General features: G+C 69.2%; 17 protein-coding genes and 2 pseudogenes. 12 read left to right on the forward strand and 7 right to left on the reverse strand.

Annotated features, from left to right (window positions below):
- Window positions 1-407: 407 nt before the first annotated feature.
- Complete coding sequence (locus ACZ3IG_RS21405; protein WP_467433974.1) at window positions 408-893, reverse strand: transposase; 486 nt, start codon at window positions 891-893, stop codon at window positions 408-410.
- A gap of 270 nt (window positions 894-1,163) precedes the next feature.
- Between ACZ3IG_RS21405 and ACZ3IG_RS21410 the strand changes: the two are divergent.
- From ACZ3IG_RS21410 to ACZ3IG_RS21445, 8 genes and pseudogenes are all read left to right on the forward strand, one after another.
- Window positions 1,164-1,767: pseudogene (locus tag ACZ3IG_RS21410) on the forward strand (MFS transporter); the annotation flags it as partial.
- Between the two features lie 267 nt (window positions 1,768-2,034).
- Entirely contained in the window at window positions 2,035-2,202 is a 168-nt protein-coding gene (locus tag ACZ3IG_RS21415) for a hypothetical protein (RefSeq protein ID WP_467434083.1), read from the forward strand.
- Between the two features lie 196 nt (window positions 2,203-2,398).
- Window positions 2,399-3,796, forward strand: a complete 1,398-nt coding sequence (locus ACZ3IG_RS21420) for an RraA family protein (RefSeq protein ID WP_467433975.1) — start codon at window positions 2,399-2,401, stop codon at window positions 3,794-3,796.
- A complete protein-coding gene (locus ACZ3IG_RS21425; protein ID WP_467433977.1) occupies window positions 3,793-5,133 on the forward strand; it encodes a TRAP transporter large permease subunit in 1,341 nt (446 codons plus the stop codon). The genes ACZ3IG_RS21420 and ACZ3IG_RS21425 overlap by 4 nt, the downstream gene beginning before the upstream one ends.
- Window positions 5,134-5,146: 13 nt before the next feature.
- The gene (locus ACZ3IG_RS21430; protein ID WP_467433978.1) at window positions 5,147-5,422 is read left to right on the forward strand and encodes a hypothetical protein; all 276 of its coding nucleotides are present in this window, start codon (window positions 5,147-5,149) and stop codon (window positions 5,420-5,422) included.
- Between the two features lie 120 nt (window positions 5,423-5,542).
- Window positions 5,543-6,295 carry an IclR family transcriptional regulator gene (locus tag ACZ3IG_RS21435; RefSeq protein WP_467433980.1) on the forward strand — a complete coding sequence of 251 codons (753 nt, stop codon included), beginning with the start codon at window positions 5,543-5,545 and terminating at the stop codon, window positions 6,293-6,295.
- A 14-nt stretch (window positions 6,296-6,309) separates the two neighbouring features.
- Window positions 6,310-7,284, forward strand: a complete 975-nt coding sequence (locus tag ACZ3IG_RS21440) for a cyclase family protein (RefSeq protein WP_467433981.1) — start codon at window positions 6,310-6,312, stop codon at window positions 7,282-7,284.
- Between the two features lie 177 nt (window positions 7,285-7,461).
- Window positions 7,462-8,085 (forward strand): hypothetical protein, encoded by a 624-nt coding sequence (locus tag ACZ3IG_RS21445; protein ID WP_467433982.1) that lies wholly within the window; start codon window positions 7,462-7,464, stop codon window positions 8,083-8,085.
- Window positions 8,086-8,339: 254 nt separating this feature from the next.
- Here ACZ3IG_RS21445 and ACZ3IG_RS21450 read toward each other — a convergent pair whose 3' ends face one another.
- The 4 genes and pseudogenes from ACZ3IG_RS21450 to ACZ3IG_RS21465 all read right to left on the reverse strand — a co-directional run bounded on the left by ACZ3IG_RS21450 (window position 8,340) and on the right by ACZ3IG_RS21465 (window position 10,601).
- The gene (locus ACZ3IG_RS21450; RefSeq protein WP_467433983.1) at window positions 8,340-9,095 is read right to left on the reverse strand and encodes an SDR family NAD(P)-dependent oxidoreductase; all 756 of its coding nucleotides are present in this window, start codon (window positions 9,093-9,095) and stop codon (window positions 8,340-8,342) included.
- Between the two features lie 317 nt (window positions 9,096-9,412).
- Complete coding sequence (locus ACZ3IG_RS21455) at window positions 9,413-9,676, reverse strand: hypothetical protein (protein WP_467434084.1); 264 nt, start codon at window positions 9,674-9,676, stop codon at window positions 9,413-9,415.
- A 174-nt stretch (window positions 9,677-9,850) separates the two neighbouring features.
- Window positions 9,851-10,131 (reverse strand): annotated as a pseudogene (locus ACZ3IG_RS21460) (transposase); the annotation flags it as partial.
- Between the two features lie 65 nt (window positions 10,132-10,196).
- Window positions 10,197-10,601, reverse strand: coding sequence for a winged helix-turn-helix transcriptional regulator (locus ACZ3IG_RS21465; RefSeq protein WP_467433984.1), 405 nt, complete (start codon window positions 10,599-10,601; stop codon window positions 10,197-10,199).
- 42 nt (window positions 10,602-10,643) lie between these two features.
- Between ACZ3IG_RS21465 and ACZ3IG_RS21470 the strand changes: the two genes are divergently transcribed.
- A complete protein-coding gene (locus tag ACZ3IG_RS21470; protein WP_467433985.1) occupies window positions 10,644-11,495 on the forward strand; it encodes an enoyl-CoA hydratase/isomerase family protein in 852 nt (283 codons plus the stop codon).
- A gap of 354 nt (window positions 11,496-11,849) precedes the next feature.
- Window positions 11,850-12,077, forward strand: coding sequence for a hypothetical protein (locus ACZ3IG_RS21475; RefSeq protein WP_467433987.1), 228 nt, complete (start codon window positions 11,850-11,852; stop codon window positions 12,075-12,077).
- Between the two features lie 367 nt (window positions 12,078-12,444).
- Here ACZ3IG_RS21475 and ACZ3IG_RS21480 read toward each other — a convergent pair whose 3' ends face one another.
- Window positions 12,445-13,038, reverse strand: a complete 594-nt coding sequence (locus ACZ3IG_RS21480) for a TetR/AcrR family transcriptional regulator (RefSeq protein ID WP_467433988.1) — start codon at window positions 13,036-13,038, stop codon at window positions 12,445-12,447.
- 104 nt (window positions 13,039-13,142) lie between these two features.
- Between ACZ3IG_RS21480 and ACZ3IG_RS21485 the strand changes: the two genes are divergently transcribed.
- A complete protein-coding gene (locus ACZ3IG_RS21485; RefSeq protein WP_467433989.1) occupies window positions 13,143-13,988 on the forward strand; it encodes an SDR family oxidoreductase in 846 nt (281 codons plus the stop codon).
- A gap of 1 nt (window position 13,989) precedes the next feature.
- Window positions 13,990-14,766 carry an SDR family NAD(P)-dependent oxidoreductase gene (locus ACZ3IG_RS21490; RefSeq protein ID WP_467433991.1) on the forward strand — a complete coding sequence of 259 codons (777 nt, stop codon included), beginning with the start codon at window positions 13,990-13,992 and terminating at the stop codon, window positions 14,764-14,766.
- 227 nt (window positions 14,767-14,993) lie between these two features.
- On the opposite strand, the gene ACZ3IG_RS21495 is transcribed toward ACZ3IG_RS21490, so the two are convergent.
- Window positions 14,994-15,323 (reverse strand): hypothetical protein, encoded by a 330-nt coding sequence (locus tag ACZ3IG_RS21495; protein ID WP_467433992.1) that lies wholly within the window; start codon window positions 15,321-15,323, stop codon window positions 14,994-14,996.
- Window positions 15,324-15,462 lie beyond the last annotated feature (139 nt).

Below are 15,462 nucleotides of genomic sequence, written 5' to 3' on the forward strand. Positions count from 1 at the left end.
GGAAGACAAACTCCATGACGAGCCGAGCGCGTCACGCGTGCACGCACAGTCAACTTCACGGCGATGCTCCACCGGAGCGCCCCGGTGGGGCATTGTCCTATGGCTCCAAACAGAGGCCCCGCCAAGGATGCTCCTCGGCGGGGCCTCGATCTATCACCGCCGCTGTCACGCGCCTGTCACCAACTACGCCGACACCCCCGGACTGCGATGCCCTGACCTGCCACCACTCGCCCAGTATGGACTGGCGTGGACGTCTGAAGACGGCCTCTACGACCTGTGCCGTGTGGTACCCAGTGAGGGACCGAGGATCAGGACCGGGGCCTCTTCTGGCCCGTCAAAGCGGTATTGCAGGGTGTTCGACGGTGTCTCACTCACGTCCTAGACCCTCTCACGTCTCACAGACGCCCCTATAACGCGGGGGTGCTGGACACTGGTCTGACCAGGTTGAAGACCTCGCGGGCGGCATACCGCTTGAGGCATCGGATGATCTCACGTCGGGTCTTGCCTTCCTGGGTGCGGCGTTCGTAGTACGCCTGGGTGCGCGGGTCGTGGCGTAGCCGGGTGAACACGATGCGGTGCAGGGCGGCGTTGGCCTGGCGGTCACCGACGTGGTTGAGCCGGCGCGTGCGCCGCCGGCCGGAGGAGTACTCGACGGGGCTGACTCCGCAAAGGGCAGCAAAGGACGCCTCGGTGTTCAGCCGCTCGGGATTGCCTCCCATGGTGATCAGGAGAGTGACGGCGCTGTCCGGGCCGATGCCCACCGGTTCGAGCAGCTGCGGGGCGTGGAGTTCGACGAGCCGGGTCAGTCGCTGGTTGAGCTCGTTGATCTGTCCGGTGAGCTGTTCGATGCGCTCGGCGAGCATGCGCAGCGTCATGTGGGTGGCCTGGGTCACCGCGTCCTCCTCTCCCCCACCGGCGGGTGGGACGAGGCGCGCGCAGGTGCGGAACAGCTCGGCGTTGCCGAGGCTCGACGTGCGTTCCCGCAGGGCGGGGTCGGCGATGACCAGGACGGCCTTGAGCTGATTGATCGCCTGGGTGCGGGCCTTGACCGCGGAGCCCTTGGCAGTTTGTAGATCCGGGCGGCGTGCACCGGACCGTCGCCGGATTTCGCCGCCCCGCCGAGCACAATGCCCGGCCGGCCGTGGGCGGCGGCGGGCCTGCAGCCGCTCAGCCTCGCCTCCGTGGTCGCCTCCCCGCTGGGCGCAGCGCTAACCGAGAGGTTCGGCCCGCGCTGGACGATGCCGCTCGGCATGGCCCTCCTAGCCGTTGCCTGCTTCACGATGCTCGGCTGGAACGTGCACTCCTGGTACACCGCGATGTGGCCCCGTTCATCGCGCTCGGCCTCGGCGTCGGCATGGTGATGGCTTCCTCGCCCGACGCCGTCGTCGGCGACGCGCCGGCCAAGGACGGTGGCGTCGCGGATGGCCTCCAGGCCACCGCCCCCCAGGTCGGCGGCGCGCTCGGCGCATCCGTCCTGATCTCCCTCATCAGCAGTCGAGTCGCTTCGACCCTGAGTGGGGAACCGATCTTTTCCGGCATGCCCGCCGACAGGGCCCGCGGCCTGTCAGAGGTGCAGGGCGCGGTGGCCGTGGGCATCACCCCGGTCTCCGGTGACATGTCCGCCTCGTTCATGTCGGCGGATGTCGAGGGCAGCCACCAGGCGTTCATGAACGGCGTCCACAGCACCGTTCTGGTCTCCGGGCCGTCCTGTGTGTGCTCGGCGCTCTGCTCGCCGTGGCGGGCGTACGGCGCTCCCCCGGGACGGCCCGTCACCGAAGCGTGACGGGCCTGCCCGGCCGAGGCGAGTGGGCGCACCGTGAGGACGGGAACTCCTCGATGCCCCGGCCGGGCTGCCGAAGGGGTCCTGCGACCGGGAAGGCGCCGTGGGGCGCCTTCCCGGTTCCTTGCGGCTACGGGTTCACGATCACGCCGCCCGACACCGAGGGTGAACAGATCCTCGCCCACGACGAGCCTGCCGGAGTAACCGCGCTGCGCGGCTCTCCAGCGGCGGGCCGGATTCGTCGCGGGGACCAGATGGTTGAGGACCAGCTGTTCGGCTCCCGCCGGTTCCGCGACGTCCCGCCCGACTTGGTCGATCGTGGTGTGACTGGTGAGGAGGTGCTCGCGCACCGCGTCACGTTGGGCTTCGGGCAGGGCGGCCACAAGCACCTCCTCACCCTGGGCTGTTCGCTGATCGGCTGATGGCGCCTGAAGTCATTCCGACAGGAGTTCCAGGTGGGCGACACCCACACCCCGCCTGCGCCTCAAGGGGCGTTTGATCGATCATTCTCCAGCTCTTGACGCCCGCTTCACGCGCAGGCAACATCCAACTGCTCATTAAACGATAAGCGTTATCACGCAATGATAATCCCCTGTGCGGGTGGCAAGGAGACCACGCATGCGCGTCGGAGTGCTGGGACTGGGTGAGGCGGGAAGCCTCTATGCCGCCGGATTTCTGGAGAACGGCTGGTCGGTGACGGGCTACGACCCGGGGGACGTGCCCACTCCGGAGGGCGTCGAGCGAGCGGGCAGTATCGAGGCCGCGGTGCGCGGCTGCGACCTGGTCCTCGGACTGACCGGGGCGAGGGCGGCGCTCGCGGTGGCCCGGGAGGCAGCTCCGCACCTGGGATCCGCCACCGTGTACGCGGACATGAACGCCGCCGCTCCCGGACTGAAGGGGGAGATCGCCCAGGCCGTCACCGCCTCGTCGAAGGCCGTGTTCGCGGACGTGTCGGTGATCGGTTCCGTCCCCACGTACCGTCACCGCACGGCACTGGTGACCAGTGGCCCGGGTGCCACCGCGGTCGCCGACCACTTCGGCGCGTTGGGGGCGCCGGTGGAGGACCTGGGCTCGGAGCCGGGGGCCGCCTCGGCCCGCAAGCTGCTGCGCAGCGTGTTCATGAAGGGCCTGGGCGCGATCATCGTGCAGACCGTGGAGGCGGGCCGCGCCGCGGGGGAGGAGACGTGGGTGCGTGAGCAGATCGCGTCCGAGCTGGCCGGTGGAGAGAGCACGCTGGACCGGCTGTACACCGGGACCGCCAAGCACGGGGTGCGCCGCGCCTTCGAGGCATCGGCCGCCGCGGACCTCATGGCCGACCTCGACCTGGACGCCGAACTCGCCCGCGCGATCGGCCACGTGCACCAGCTCGCCGCCCGTCCCGAGGGGCTGCGTGCCATACCGCAGGTCACGGACGAACTCCTGGCCGCGCACCAGGACGTGGCCACGGCGAACATCGGCGACGCGGTCGACCGTCTCGCCCTCCTCGACTCGGGCATCCGGCCGCTGTGGCCGGGTGCGCGGGCGATCGGGCGGGCCCTGACGGTGTGGACGCGGGCCGGCGACAACAAGGCCATCCACGAGGCCGTCAGGACCGCGGCCCCCGGCGACATCATCGTGGTGAACGGCGAGGGCGACACCTCCCGCGCCCTGATCGGCGAGCTGATCGCCGAGCGCGCCAAGGCCCGTGGTGTGGTGGGCATGGTCCTCGACGGCGCCGCGCGTGACGTCGATGTGCTGGCCGAGATCGGCTTCCCGGTGTGGGCGCGGGCGGTGACCCCGGCCGGGCCCTACAAGTTCGGTCCCGGACACGTCAACGTGCCGGTGGCGGTGGGCGGGCTGGTCTGCCGCCCCGGTGACCTGGTCGTCGCGGACAGCGACGGAGTTGCCGTGGTCGCGGCCGAGAAGGCAGGGTCGGTGCTCGACGCCGCCCGCGCGGTCGAAGCCGATGAGGCCGACCGCCGCGCCCGGATCCGTGCCACCACGGGCGGCCAGGCCACAAGCGGAGGAGAGTCGTGATCGCCGTATGGGCGCTGGGCTGCTACATCGCGGCCATCCTCGTGTGGAACTCCGTCCTCAAGCGCAACATCGGTGAGGCGCTGATCGTCGGGTTCCTGGTCACCGGCCTGTTCTCCGGCGGCGACATCCTCCACGTGATGTGGGGCAGTCTGGCCGAGGCGATGCAGGAGGAGGTGACCTTCGCCGCCCTGGCCTTCGTCTTCATGAGCTACGTGCTGGCCCGCACCCCGGTTCTCGACCACCTCCTGGACATCCTGAACTCGCTGCTCGGCCGTCTGCGCGGCGGCCCCATCTACACCTCGACCGTGGCCGCCGGTGTCTTCGGTGCCATTGCGCATGTGGGGGCGGCGGTCACCGCGGCCGTCGGCTCGGTGACCATTCCCTGGATGAAGCGCTCCCGCGTGAGTGGCGAACTCGCGGCGACCGTCGCCGCCGGCGGCGCGGGCATGGGTGTCACCTTCCCCTTCAGCTCCACCATGTTCATCCTCATGGGCTCGGCGGGTGTCGCCTCGGTGGTGTCCACCGACGACATCGTGCTGCCGCTGTTCCTGGGCGGACTGTGGTGCCTGGGCTACCGGCTCGTCGCCGCGTTCGTCATGGTCCGCCGGCACGGCATCCAGGCGGTGGACACCGGCGAACTCAAGCCACTGCGGCGCACCTTGGGCGCGGGCTGGACCAGCCTGCTGCTGTTCGGTGGCATCGCGGTGCCGCTCCTGCTGACCCGCGGACCGCTCGCCGGTGCGCTGGGTCAGTGGACGGACGGCGTGAAGATGTCCGACATGATCAGCCTGATCACCTGGATACCAGTCCTGATGATCGCCCTGGTCCTGGTACTCGGCCGCCGCCACCTGCCCAGCACAGGCAAGGCGTGGTGGGACCTGCTGGGCGGGGCTGCCCCGAAGTTCGGTGTCCTCGGCGTCACCATCGTCGCCGCCTTCGCCGCGGCCGGAGCCCTGGGCGAACTCGGCCTGCCCGAGCAGCTCACCGAACTGCTCTCCGGCGTGGACGCGCCGCTGTGGGTCATGGCCCTGATCGTCGGCGTCCTCGTGGTCGGCGTCGCCATCCCGCTCACCGCCAGCGCCACCATGGCCGCCATCGGGCCGGTCGCGGTCTCCGCGCTGATGGGCGCCGGTGTCTCCCCGGCCACCGCCTGTGTCGCCGTCCTGATCTTCGCCTCCACCGAAGGCGCCTCACCGCCGTCCGGAGCGCCCATCTACGTCGCCAGCGGCATCGCCGGCGTGGACCCGTCCCGCACCTTCGTCCCCCTGCTCACCTACTACTGCATCCCGATCCTGCTCATCGGCGCCGCCGTGGCCACCGGCGTCCTGCCCGTCTGAACCGGAGGCCCCCATGCCCGTCCGACAGCTCCAGTTCCTCTTCCGCCTCACCGTCATCGGCTTCCTCGCCGGCGGCCTCCTCCTCGTCCTCGGCCAGACTCTGGGTCTCATCGTCGGCGACGCCGGCTGGGTCGCCGCCGTGGAGGAACACGCCGGACCGCCCACCTTCGTCGTCGCCGGCATCAGCGGACTGATCGCCTTCCTCCTGTCCTACCTGACACCCGAGGAAGCGGAGAACAGCTCCAGCCCGGCCAAGGAACTGCAGCCCGCCGGCAGCCCACACGCGTAGTCAAGGCGGGGGCCGGAGCCACCCAGGGGGCGACCGCGCCTACCGGCAGCGGCAGTCTGATAACTCTTATCGGACTACGGCACACCGAGTGCCATGCCGACTGCCACAGGAGACCCGCCGATGGCCCCCACCTCCGCCAGCACCATGCGTTCGGTCGACCGGGCCCTGGACGTGCTGGGCGTCCTGGAGGACGCCCGTCTGCCCTTGCGTCTGAGTGACGTCGCCCGCCGTGCGGACCTCCACGTGGCCACCGCCCAGCGCATCCTGAACGTCCTGGTCGACCGCGGCTACGCGGCCAAGGAGAACGCCGGCTACGTGGCCGGCCCCGCCGCCGTCGCCACCGCTCACGCCTTCCTGGTCAACAACCGGCTCACCCCCGTGGCCCTGCCCGTCCTCCAGGAACTGGCCGCCACCACCGGCCTCACCCCGACCCTGTTCGTCCGCGTCGGAACCGCACGTGTGCCCATCGCCCGCGTGGAGGGCCGCAACCCGCTGCGCTACCAACTGCCCATCGGAGACAAGCTGCCCCTCCACCTGGGCGCGGGGAAGGCATTGCTGGCCTGGCTGCCCGAGAACGAACAGGAGAGCTGTGTCACCGCCGCCGTGCCCTTCACCCGGGCCTCCGGCCGGCAGATCACCGCCGAGGATCTGATCGCCGAACTGCGCGCCATCAAGGAGAACGGATACGCCCTGTCCCAGGACGAACGCGTCCTGGACGTCACGTCCGTCAGCGCCCCCGTCCTCAAGGACGGCCACCTGCTGGGCGCGCTCAGCGTCGTCGGGCCCAGCGGCGACCTGCCCGGGACCGACCACACCCGCATCATCACCGAAGTCCGCCACGCGGCGCGGGCCATCGCCGCCCGCTGCCCCTGAACCGAAGGCCCCCCGTGCAGCTCCTGCCGACCTACGACGAACTCCTCCAACGTACCGACGCGCCCCCCGGATCCAGCTGGCACCTCTTCGACGGCGAACCCGAACGCGGCATGGCCAACCTCGCCGGCTCCCAGCAGATCCTGCGCGCCGCGCGGTGCGTACGGGACGGGCGTGCCCTCAATCTCGACTACCCCCTCGACGCCTTCGACCCGCCCATGTCCAAGGCGCGCGGCATTCCCCGGCACCGCATCACCGCCAAGCACGACCAGGCCCGCGACGACGTCCTGGACGACTTCCACCTCCAGGCGAGCACCCAGATCGACGGACTGCGTCACCGTCGCGCCTCCGGACACGGCTTCTACAACGGTGTCCCCGACGAGGACATCACCCCGCGCAGCCCACGCCTGGGCGTCCAGCTGTGGGCCGAGACACCGCTGGCCGGACGAGGGCTGTTCATCGACATCGACGGCCTGCTGCGCGACCGCGGCACCCCGCTCGACCACGCCGCCGGCCCCGCCCTCACCCCGGACCTGCTCGACGCGGCACTGGACGCACAGGGTTCCCGTGTCGAAGACGGCGACCTCGTCCTCGTCCACACCGGCTGGGCCCAGTGGTACCTCACCACCGATCCCGACACCCGCGCCGAAACGAGACAGTCGCGGCGCGCCACCGGTTTCGCCCAGTCCCGTGACTTCGCCGCCTGGTGCTGGGACCACCGCATCGCCCTGATGGCCACCGACACCTTCGCCGTGGAGGTCCTGCCCGTCCTGTCGGACAGCGACTTCCTGCACAGCGCTCCCGAGGACGACGGCATGATGCACCAGGAACTGATCGCCAAACTCGGGCTCCCCCTGGGCGAGTTGTGGAACCTGACAGCCCTGGCCGCCGACTGCCGGGCCACCGGCCGCTGGGACAGTCTCCTGACGGTCAAACCACTGCACCTCACGGGCGGAGTCGGCTCACCCGCCAACGCCACGGCACTGCGGTAGCAGAGGACGGGCCCTCCTCGACCTGCGCCCCGGTACCTCGAACCCGACACCGACGCCTTGTCCGCCGCCTCAGCCCGCGCGTCCAAGGCCATCACCGACCGGGCCGTCGCCAAGCACACCCCCCAGCGGAGCGACTACAACACAGCCGCCTGATCCAACGGCCTCTCCGAAAGCAGCATGGCTCTCACCGACCACCACGACGTCTTCATCGGCGCGACCGTCGATGGACACACCTTCCTCATCCTCAACCGCCGCATCCCCCAAGCCCCGCAGATGCTGACCGACGCCGGCTTCACCGCCCGCCGGCTCCACGGCCGCACCGTCTACCTCCTGCCGCCTGACACCGCCGAGGACGCCCACGAGCGCGCCGGCGTCGCCGCGTACGGGCTGATGGCCTGCACCCATGATCTCGTCGACCTGGCCTGGACCACCCGCCGCCACGACGGCGGGCAGAACCCGCCCACGCCCGATGTGACCTTCCGCTCCGCCGACGGCGCCGTCACCGCGACCGCCACCACCGACACGGCACACGGCGTCCTCGTCCAGCACGGCTTCCTCACCGATCACAAACGGCACTACCTGCTGCCGGACGCCCTCAGCGAACGCGCCACGCTGAGCGCCGTGGTCAGTGCCGAAGCCCACCTGTGCACCCACGGCGTGAAGGTGGCGGGAGACCCTACACACCCCGACCGGGGGGCGCCCGCGTCCCCTGGCCGCCAGGAATCCGCGATTCCCCCATGTGTCCCCCGCGCCCCGGGGAACAGCGCCCGAAGGCTGTGTTTACGCAGTCAGCACTCGTAGCTCAAGGGACAGAGCAGGCGCGCTCTTGAACGCTCGCTCTCCCTCCCAGCCCTCAGCTCACGATCCTCCAGAGGCGTTACCGACAGAGAAGACAGCGCCACTGGCCGACCAGCTTCTGGCATTTCGCACCCCTAAGAACTCGTAACACGATCACGATCCGGGCTTCTTGAGGCGTGTCCACGCGCACGCGGGTCGTTGGCGGCGCGCGCCCCGAAGACGCGATGTCCTTCGGGGCGCGCGGCAGGGTTTCGGGTTCAGGCGTTGTAGCCGCCGTGGGCGTCCAGCACCGCGCCCGTGACGTACGAGGCGGCGGGGCTCGCCAGGAAGGCGATCGCCGCGGCGATTTCGTCGGGGTGCCCCATGCGTTGCAGGGACAGCGAGCTGAGCAGGGCCTTGAGGGTGTCGGGGTCCGGCGGTTGCATGCCGCTGTCCATCAGTCCGGCTTCCACGACGTTGGCTGTGATGTCGCGGGGCCCCAGGTCCCGTGCGACCCCCATGGTGTACCTCTCGATGCCTGACTTGGTCGCCGAGTAGTCGGCAACGCCCGGGACGCCGACCCGGGAGCCCAGTCCGGAACTCACCGTGATGATGCGGCCCCCCGTGCGCAGCACTCGGGAGGCGGCCCGGATGACGGCGATCACGCCGAGGTAGTTGGTGGCGTGCATCCGGTCCAGTGCGGCTGTGTCGGCGTCCGGGTCGTCCACCGTGCGCCCCTGCTCCACCGAGATCGCCGCGTTGTTGACGAGTATGTCCAGGCCACCGAAGTGCGCGACCACGTCGTCGATCAGCGCCGGCGCCCGGCTTGTGTCCGCCTGGTCGGACTGGAAGGCGACGGCCTTGACTCCCTTGCCGAGCACCTCGTCGACGACGGCCCGCGCCTGCTTCTCGGAGCTGACGTAGGTGAAGGCTACGTCGGCGCCCTGCTCGGCCATCAGCCGTACGGTCGCGGCTCCCAGTCCGCGTGACCCCCCGGTGACCAGGGCGACCTTGCCCGTGAGTGTCTTGCTCAACCTTCTCACCTCGTTGCTTGACCTTTTCCGGCAGTCGCAACGCTAATTGTTACGACAGTTGGTTGCAACCTTCATTGTTACGACTGGGCTGTCGTAACAATGAAGGGGCGGCGATGGCCAGCCTGCTGTTGGCGCAAGGGCTTGGGCAAGCTCCGCTACGTCGTCGAGCAGACCTTCGCCCCGCTCCACCAGTTCAAAGGCCTTGCCGTCCGTTGGGAACGCCGAACCGAACTCCACGATGCCTTCGTCTCGTTGGCCTGTAGCCTCATCTGCCGCAGACGCCTCAAGAAGGCCCGCCCATGATCGCGTTACGGACTCTAAGTGAGCGACGCGCGGGCCCAAGAGCGCGGCTCAGGCGGCCTCAGCGAGAACCCGAGCACCTTCTCCATCGCGGTGCGGACGCGGCCGTTGGGCGCGGCCATCCCGCGCTCCGGGTAGACCGCGACGGTCACGGCGGTGACGCCTGGCCACACCGGGCCGAGCTGGACCTGGAAGGGGCCCATGCCGGCCAGCTCGTCGCGGAGGGTGCCGCGGAGCTGGTGCATCCGGTCCGGGTCGACCGGGTGGTGGACGCCCCGCACTTCCCTATGGAATCGGCGTATTGGAGCCGATCGAAAAGGGCGCGTTCCTCGGGTGAGTCGGCGAGTGTTTTGAGTGCCGCAGGACGCGGTGCGGGACGGTGTACTGCGGCCACCGCTGCCGAAGTCAGCCGTCGCACACCGTGATGGCAGCCACGAGAACAGCAAAAAGGGGACGGCTCTGCGGAGTTCCGCGAGGAGGATTTCGTGCAGGCGGGGCCAGACGCCGGCCTCGGTCCAGTCCCGCAGGCGCCGCCAGCACGTCACCCCGCTGCAGCCGATCGGCTCGGTCGGCACATCCGCCCAGGTCACACCCGCGCAAGACGTAGATGATCCCGCGCGGCGCACGGTCATCCACCGGCAGGCGGCCCGGATACCGCCGACGGCCGCGGCGGCCGAGGAGGGAGCAGCGGCGCGACACGTTCCCACGGAGTATCAAGCACAAGATCATCCGACACCTGGACCGCTCTGCCGCCACCGGATCCGATCGCCAAGCCTTCACACCTTACTCATCCCGAAAGTATCAGTGATGGGTGTCCGCGCCTTTGTCGAATGCCTCCCTGTGTCGTTCGACTTCGGGGAGGTGGTCGGCGGTCCAGGAGCGCAGGATCGAGAAGGGCTCCTCAAGCGTGCGGCCCAGCGGTGTGATCCGGTACTCCACAGCAACGGGGCGTTGCATCAGTACCCGGCGCTCGACGAGGCCGTTGCGTTCCAACCGTCGCAGTGCCTGCGTCAGCGATTTTTGAGTGACCCCCTCGAGCTCTCTCTTGAGCTCGTTGAAGCGTCGCGGCTGTCGGCACAACGCGGCCAGCAGCAGATGACCCCACTTGTCCAGCAGCTGATCGAGGAGCTCGCGCTGCGGGCCAACGATGGTCTCGTGACCGGCCCGATCTTCGCGGATACCAGGTTTCTTTGAAGTACCTGCCATGTACCAGGTATACCAGATATACCGGCAACCCAAAGGAATCTCATGACCGAACAGTCCCTGCCCAGCCTCAATCTCAAGCGCCAGGACGGAGTGCTGTGGGTCTCGATCGACGTTCCGCCCGTCAACCTGATGACGGCACAGCTCATGCTCGACCTGGACGCCGTCGCCGCATCGGCCGAGAATGATTCCGATCTGCACGTCATCGTGGTCCAGAGCGCCAATCCGGAGTTCTTCCTGGCGCACGGCGACCTGTCATTCGTGGAGGACCCCGCGACCTACGCCGCCCTCCCGGTCGCGGAGGAAACGCTTGTCGGGACGGGCCCGATGATGCGGCTTCACGAACGCTGGCGGCGTCTGCCTCAGACCACCATCGCCAAGGTCGCGGGACTCGCCCGTGGCGGTGGAGCCGAGCTGGTCTCCAGCCTGGATCTGCGATTCGCGGCCCTCGAGACTGCGGCGTTCGGCCAGTTCGAGGCACTGATCGGCATCGTCCCTGGAGCCGGTGCGACTGCCCACCTGCCCCGCCTCGTGGGTCGCGCTCGCGCTCTCGAGATCGTGCTGACAGGCGGGCTCGTCGACGCGGCGACTGCCGAGCGGTGGGGTTGGGTGAACCGAGCTCTGCCCGCCGCAGAACTGGATGAATATGTCGAGTGGGTCGCACTGGCCATCGCGTCCCTGCCCGACGGTGTCCGCGCCGCGGCTACCGAAGCAATCGACGCGGCCGACGGCACGCTTGAGGACGCATTGCGCGCGGAAAACCGCCTGCTCGGTGAAACGTTTACTCCCGCGTCTGGAGAGCTTGCCCGGGCAGCGCTCGCGGCCGGGGTTCACACGCGCGAGGTGGAGCTGAACCTCGAAAAGATGCTGCGCGCGAACCTCGTCCGGCATTCGTAACGAATCGCCCTGCGCGGGTCGCGTGTAGAAGTTGTCCGTACGGTCCGTTCGGCAATTCGGGTCGAACGACCGTACGGGCCGCCTCCAACTCAGCGAAGAGAGGGTGTCTCACGTGGCGATCCTGGAGAGCCCCTTGTAGCAGGTCATGACCGCGGCGAGCCCGAGGCAGGCGAGGAAGTGACTGCCCTTGCGTTCGGAGCGGACGGTCAGGCGGCGGCATCCGAAGAGCCAGGAGATCGATCACCTGCGCGCCCTGCTCGTCCTGACGAACCTCGAAGTCAACCGCTGAGACAACGTCCGGCCCCGTCCCGTACCCAGCCTGCGCGCATGTGGGAGGCGGCGGGGGAACGGCTCATGGAGGTCTTCGCGTCCTTGGCCGCTCACGCTGTCGCGGTGGACGCTGCCTTGTCCGCTTCAGAGTGCGACACCCTGCCCCTCAGTACCGTGGCCGACGCGGCGACCGGCAAGCGAGACTTCGAACTACTCGCCGGCCTCCCAGACACCTTCACTGACGACCGCGCCGACGTTGCAGTCAAGGTTTTTGGCTTGTACGCCGATACTGACCTCTGCACGCCGGGGTGAACTGTGGGGAAGTTCCCGAGGTGGTGTCGTACTGTCGGCGCCTCGTACCACCTCGTTCGTGCGGAACTGTCACTCGTCTGGGTAATTTCGGCATTTAGCGGGCGGATGCGGCTCTTTCTACGTGTAGGTGAAGTCGGCTGGGCCCCCTCCTTGAGGGCTTGGAGACCATTCAGCCCCTGGCGTGAACGGGTTCGAGGGGGACCGTCCGGGGTCGGCTCACCGGGTCACTGGCGAGGGCCGGTACACCCGGTGTCGGGAGACTCGCATTCATGGAACGCGCCGAGTGGGTGCACGGCATCGTCCCGGCGGTGTCGTCCACTCCCGGACTATGTCATCCGCTCCTGGGAGCTTCGGTACGTCGCCGGTGTCAGCCGGTTCGCAGACCGTCGAGAAGAACGGTCAGCACCAAGTGGTGACCGCGAGCGGGGTCAGGCTCAAGTCCCAGCACGCATCCCTGTGCCGCTGGGGCGCCGGTCAGCCGCAGCACTTCCTGCCAGGCCAGATCCCGGCGAAGACGTCCCTGGTCCTGGGCGCGTTCGATGACCCTCCGGGTGAGGTCGAGGAGTTCGTGGCGCTGCTGGGCGACAGCGGGCCCGCCGTGCTGATCCAGGGAGCCGGACAGTCCCGCGTTCTGAGCGGTGCGCAGAGCCAGGCTGGTGAACAGCAACGAGAAGCCCTCCCAGGCGTCATCGCAGTCCAGAGCCTGGTGTGCGGTGTCGATCAGTTCGGTGAGGATATCGCTCAGCACCGCCGCCATGAGCTGGTCGCGTTCGGGGTAGCGCCGGTAGACGGTGCCCACGCCGACGCCGGCCTCCCGAGCGATCTCGTGGTAGCTCACGTCCAGCCCAGTAGAGGCGACGGCACGACGCGCGGCCGCGAGAACCCGCGCGGCGTTGCGCTGGGCGTCGGCGCGCACGGGCATCGCCGTCCCCTGGGTCGCCACAGGCCGCTCCGTGTTCATCGCCCCATCTTATCCATAAGTGGACAGCCTCTGTCCGCCTCCTCTACCCTCGTTGAAGCGGACAAGATCGGTCCGTTTGTTGGCTCGTGCGAGAGGTGCGAAGCATGGGATCCCGCGTGTGGCTGGTCACCGGCGCGTCCGGCGGGTTGGGCCAGGCCCTGGTCAGTGAGGTTCTGAGTTCGGGTGAGCGAGTGATCGCGGTCACGCGCGGCGACGGGCCGCTGCAACCGCTGGCCGCCGCCTTCCCCGGGCGTCTGCGCACCGTGAGCGTGGACATCACCGACGCCGGGACGCTGCGTCCGGTACTGGATGACGCGATCACCGGGTTCGGCCGCCTCGACGTCGTCGTCAACAACGCCGGCTACGCGCTGGCGGGCCCCTTCGAGGAACTGGACGACGTGGAGCTGCGCGCCCAGTTCGAAGTGAACTTCTTCGCCGCCGCCAATGTCCTGCGCGCCGCTCTGCCCTACCTGCGCGCGGCGAAAGCGGGCCGTGTGCTGCAGATCAGCTCGCTGGCAGGGCAGATCGGTGCCCCGGGGATGAGCGCCTACACGGCCAGCAAGCACGCCCTCGAAGGTCTGAGCGTCTCACTGGCCGCCGAGCTCACCCCACTGGGCATCCGGACGACGATCGTGGAGCCCGGAGCAGCCCGCACCGACTTCCGCGCCAACTGGGCGAGTCGGCTGCCCGGCAGCGCCGCCCTCCCCGATTACCTCCCCGTGCATGAAGGGCTGGCGCGCTCCGCGGACGCCGCGGCAAGGCAGGTCGGCGACCCCGCCCGTATGGCCCAGGCCCTCGTCGCCCTCGCCGATATGCCGAGCCCCCCGCTGCGCCTCCCTCTCGGCAGTGACGCCCTCGCCGGCATCGGGGACGCCCGCGGCGACCAACTCGAAGAGCTGGGCCGATTCGCGACGCTGAGTGTTTCCACCGACCACACAAAGGCGATCTGACATGTCCGAGCACCGCACCAGCAGCCGTTTCGCCGTCGTCACAGGCGGCAGCGAGGGCCTGGGCCTGGCCATCGCCGGTGCCCTCGCCCGCGACGGAGCGGACCTTGTTCTTGTCGCCCGCAACCGCGACAAGCTCGAGACCGCCGCGAAGGAACTTGGCCGGCACGGCACCGTCGTGCACACCGTGCCCGCGGATCTCTCCGCGCCCGATGCCCCCGCCCTGATCGCCGGGCACGTCGGAAGCCTGACCGACCGGGTCGACACCCTCGTCAACAACGTCGGCACCGCACACTTCGCCTCCCTCGCCGACACCACGGTCGACGAGATGAACACCATGTGGCACCTCAACGTCCAGGTGCCGCTGCTGCTGAGCCAGCAACTCCTGCCCGCCCTCGTGAACGCTCGGGGAAGCGTCATCAACATCAGCAGCTACTGGGCCCGCAAAATGGTCGCCGGCCGTCATTCGGCCGCCTACTCCGCCACCCGCGGAGCGCTCAACTCCATGACCCGGGCGCTGGCCAGTGAACTCGGCCCCCAAGGAGTCCGTGTCAATGCCATCGCTCCCGGGGCCGTCCGCACTCCCCAGTACGAACGCTCCTATGTCGCCCCCATGACCGCAGAGGAACGCACTGCACACGACGAGCAGATCGAGCACTCCTACCCCCTGGGACGTCTGGGCACTGCCGACGACGTCGCCACCGCGGCCGCCTATCTGGCCTCGGCCCAGTGGACCACCGGCACCATCCTCGCCGTCGACGGCGGGCTCACCGTCCGCTGACTTCCGCAAGGCTCCTGAGGCCGCGTCGATCTGACGGCTGGTCTGTTCGTTGAGTGTTCAGTTGTTGCTCGGGGGCAGGCGCCCCCGGAGGCGACCTGGAACGCGTTCAGTGGAGCCTTCCAGCGCACGGCCCACCACTTGGCCCTTGCCGCCTGCTTCAGACCGCTGCGGTCGACCGCGCGCGGTGACGTCGGGTTCCGCCCGAAGATGGGCCGGGGATACGTGCCTCAGCCATGGTCCCGCACCGCCGCGAGGCACTGGTCGCAGAGGTCTGCCAGGTCGATCCGTCCGTCATGTCCGGCCCAGAGTGCGGTCGCCGTGTCGATACAGGCGAAGACCGTCGCGACGATCGCCTTGGCCTGCGTGTCGGGAGCCGGATGGCCGGGGCCGTTGCCCAGCCGCGCCCGGACGACGGGGACGAGTTCGTCCTGCCGGCGCCGTCGCTTCTCGATGTAGCGGGAGTGCGGCGAGGGCGTGTCGAAGATGAGGCGGGACAGTTCCAGCGCACGCTCGGGGGGGGGTGGTTGGCGGTCAGAATGACCTCGAATCCGGCGCACAGGGCATCCCAAGCCGACATCTCGGCCGGCTCTGCTCGACGGTCCGTTTCAGCGGCTCGCCCAGCTCCTCCTCCCTGCTCGGTGAACAGGCGTACCGCCGTATCCAGGATCGCCTGGACGGCGACCTGCCTGCCGCTAA

The sequence above is a fragment of the Streptomyces sp. NPDC016677 genome (assembly GCF_055562815.1).

Coding starts and splice junctions, on each gene's coding strand:
- ACZ3IG_RS21415 (WP_467434083.1), top strand. CDS start 2,035: ATGGTTGAGGACCAGCTGTTCGGCTCCCGCCGGTTCCGCGACGTCCCG.
- ACZ3IG_RS21420 (WP_467433975.1), top strand. CDS start 2,399: ATGCGCGTCGGAGTGCTGGGACTGGGTGAGGCGGGAAGCCTCTATGCC.
- ACZ3IG_RS21430 (WP_467433978.1), top strand. CDS start 5,147: ATGCCCGTCCGACAGCTCCAGTTCCTCTTCCGCCTCACCGTCATCGGC.
- ACZ3IG_RS21435 (WP_467433980.1), top strand. CDS start 5,543: ATGGCCCCCACCTCCGCCAGCACCATGCGTTCGGTCGACCGGGCCCTG.
- ACZ3IG_RS21445 (WP_467433982.1), top strand. CDS start 7,462: ATGGCTCTCACCGACCACCACGACGTCTTCATCGGCGCGACCGTCGAT.
- ACZ3IG_RS21465 (WP_467433984.1), bottom strand. CDS start 10,601: ATGGCAGGTACTTCAAAGAAACCTGGTATCCGCGAAGATCGGGCCGGT.
- ACZ3IG_RS21470 (WP_467433985.1), top strand. CDS start 10,644: ATGACCGAACAGTCCCTGCCCAGCCTCAATCTCAAGCGCCAGGACGGA.
- ACZ3IG_RS21475 (WP_467433987.1), top strand. CDS start 11,850: ATGGAGGTCTTCGCGTCCTTGGCCGCTCACGCTGTCGCGGTGGACGCT.
- ACZ3IG_RS21480 (WP_467433988.1), bottom strand. CDS start 13,038: ATGAACACGGAGCGGCCTGTGGCGACCCAGGGGACGGCGATGCCCGTG.
- ACZ3IG_RS21485 (WP_467433989.1), top strand. CDS start 13,143: ATGGGATCCCGCGTGTGGCTGGTCACCGGCGCGTCCGGCGGGTTGGGC.
- ACZ3IG_RS21490 (WP_467433991.1), top strand. CDS start 13,990: ATGTCCGAGCACCGCACCAGCAGCCGTTTCGCCGTCGTCACAGGCGGC.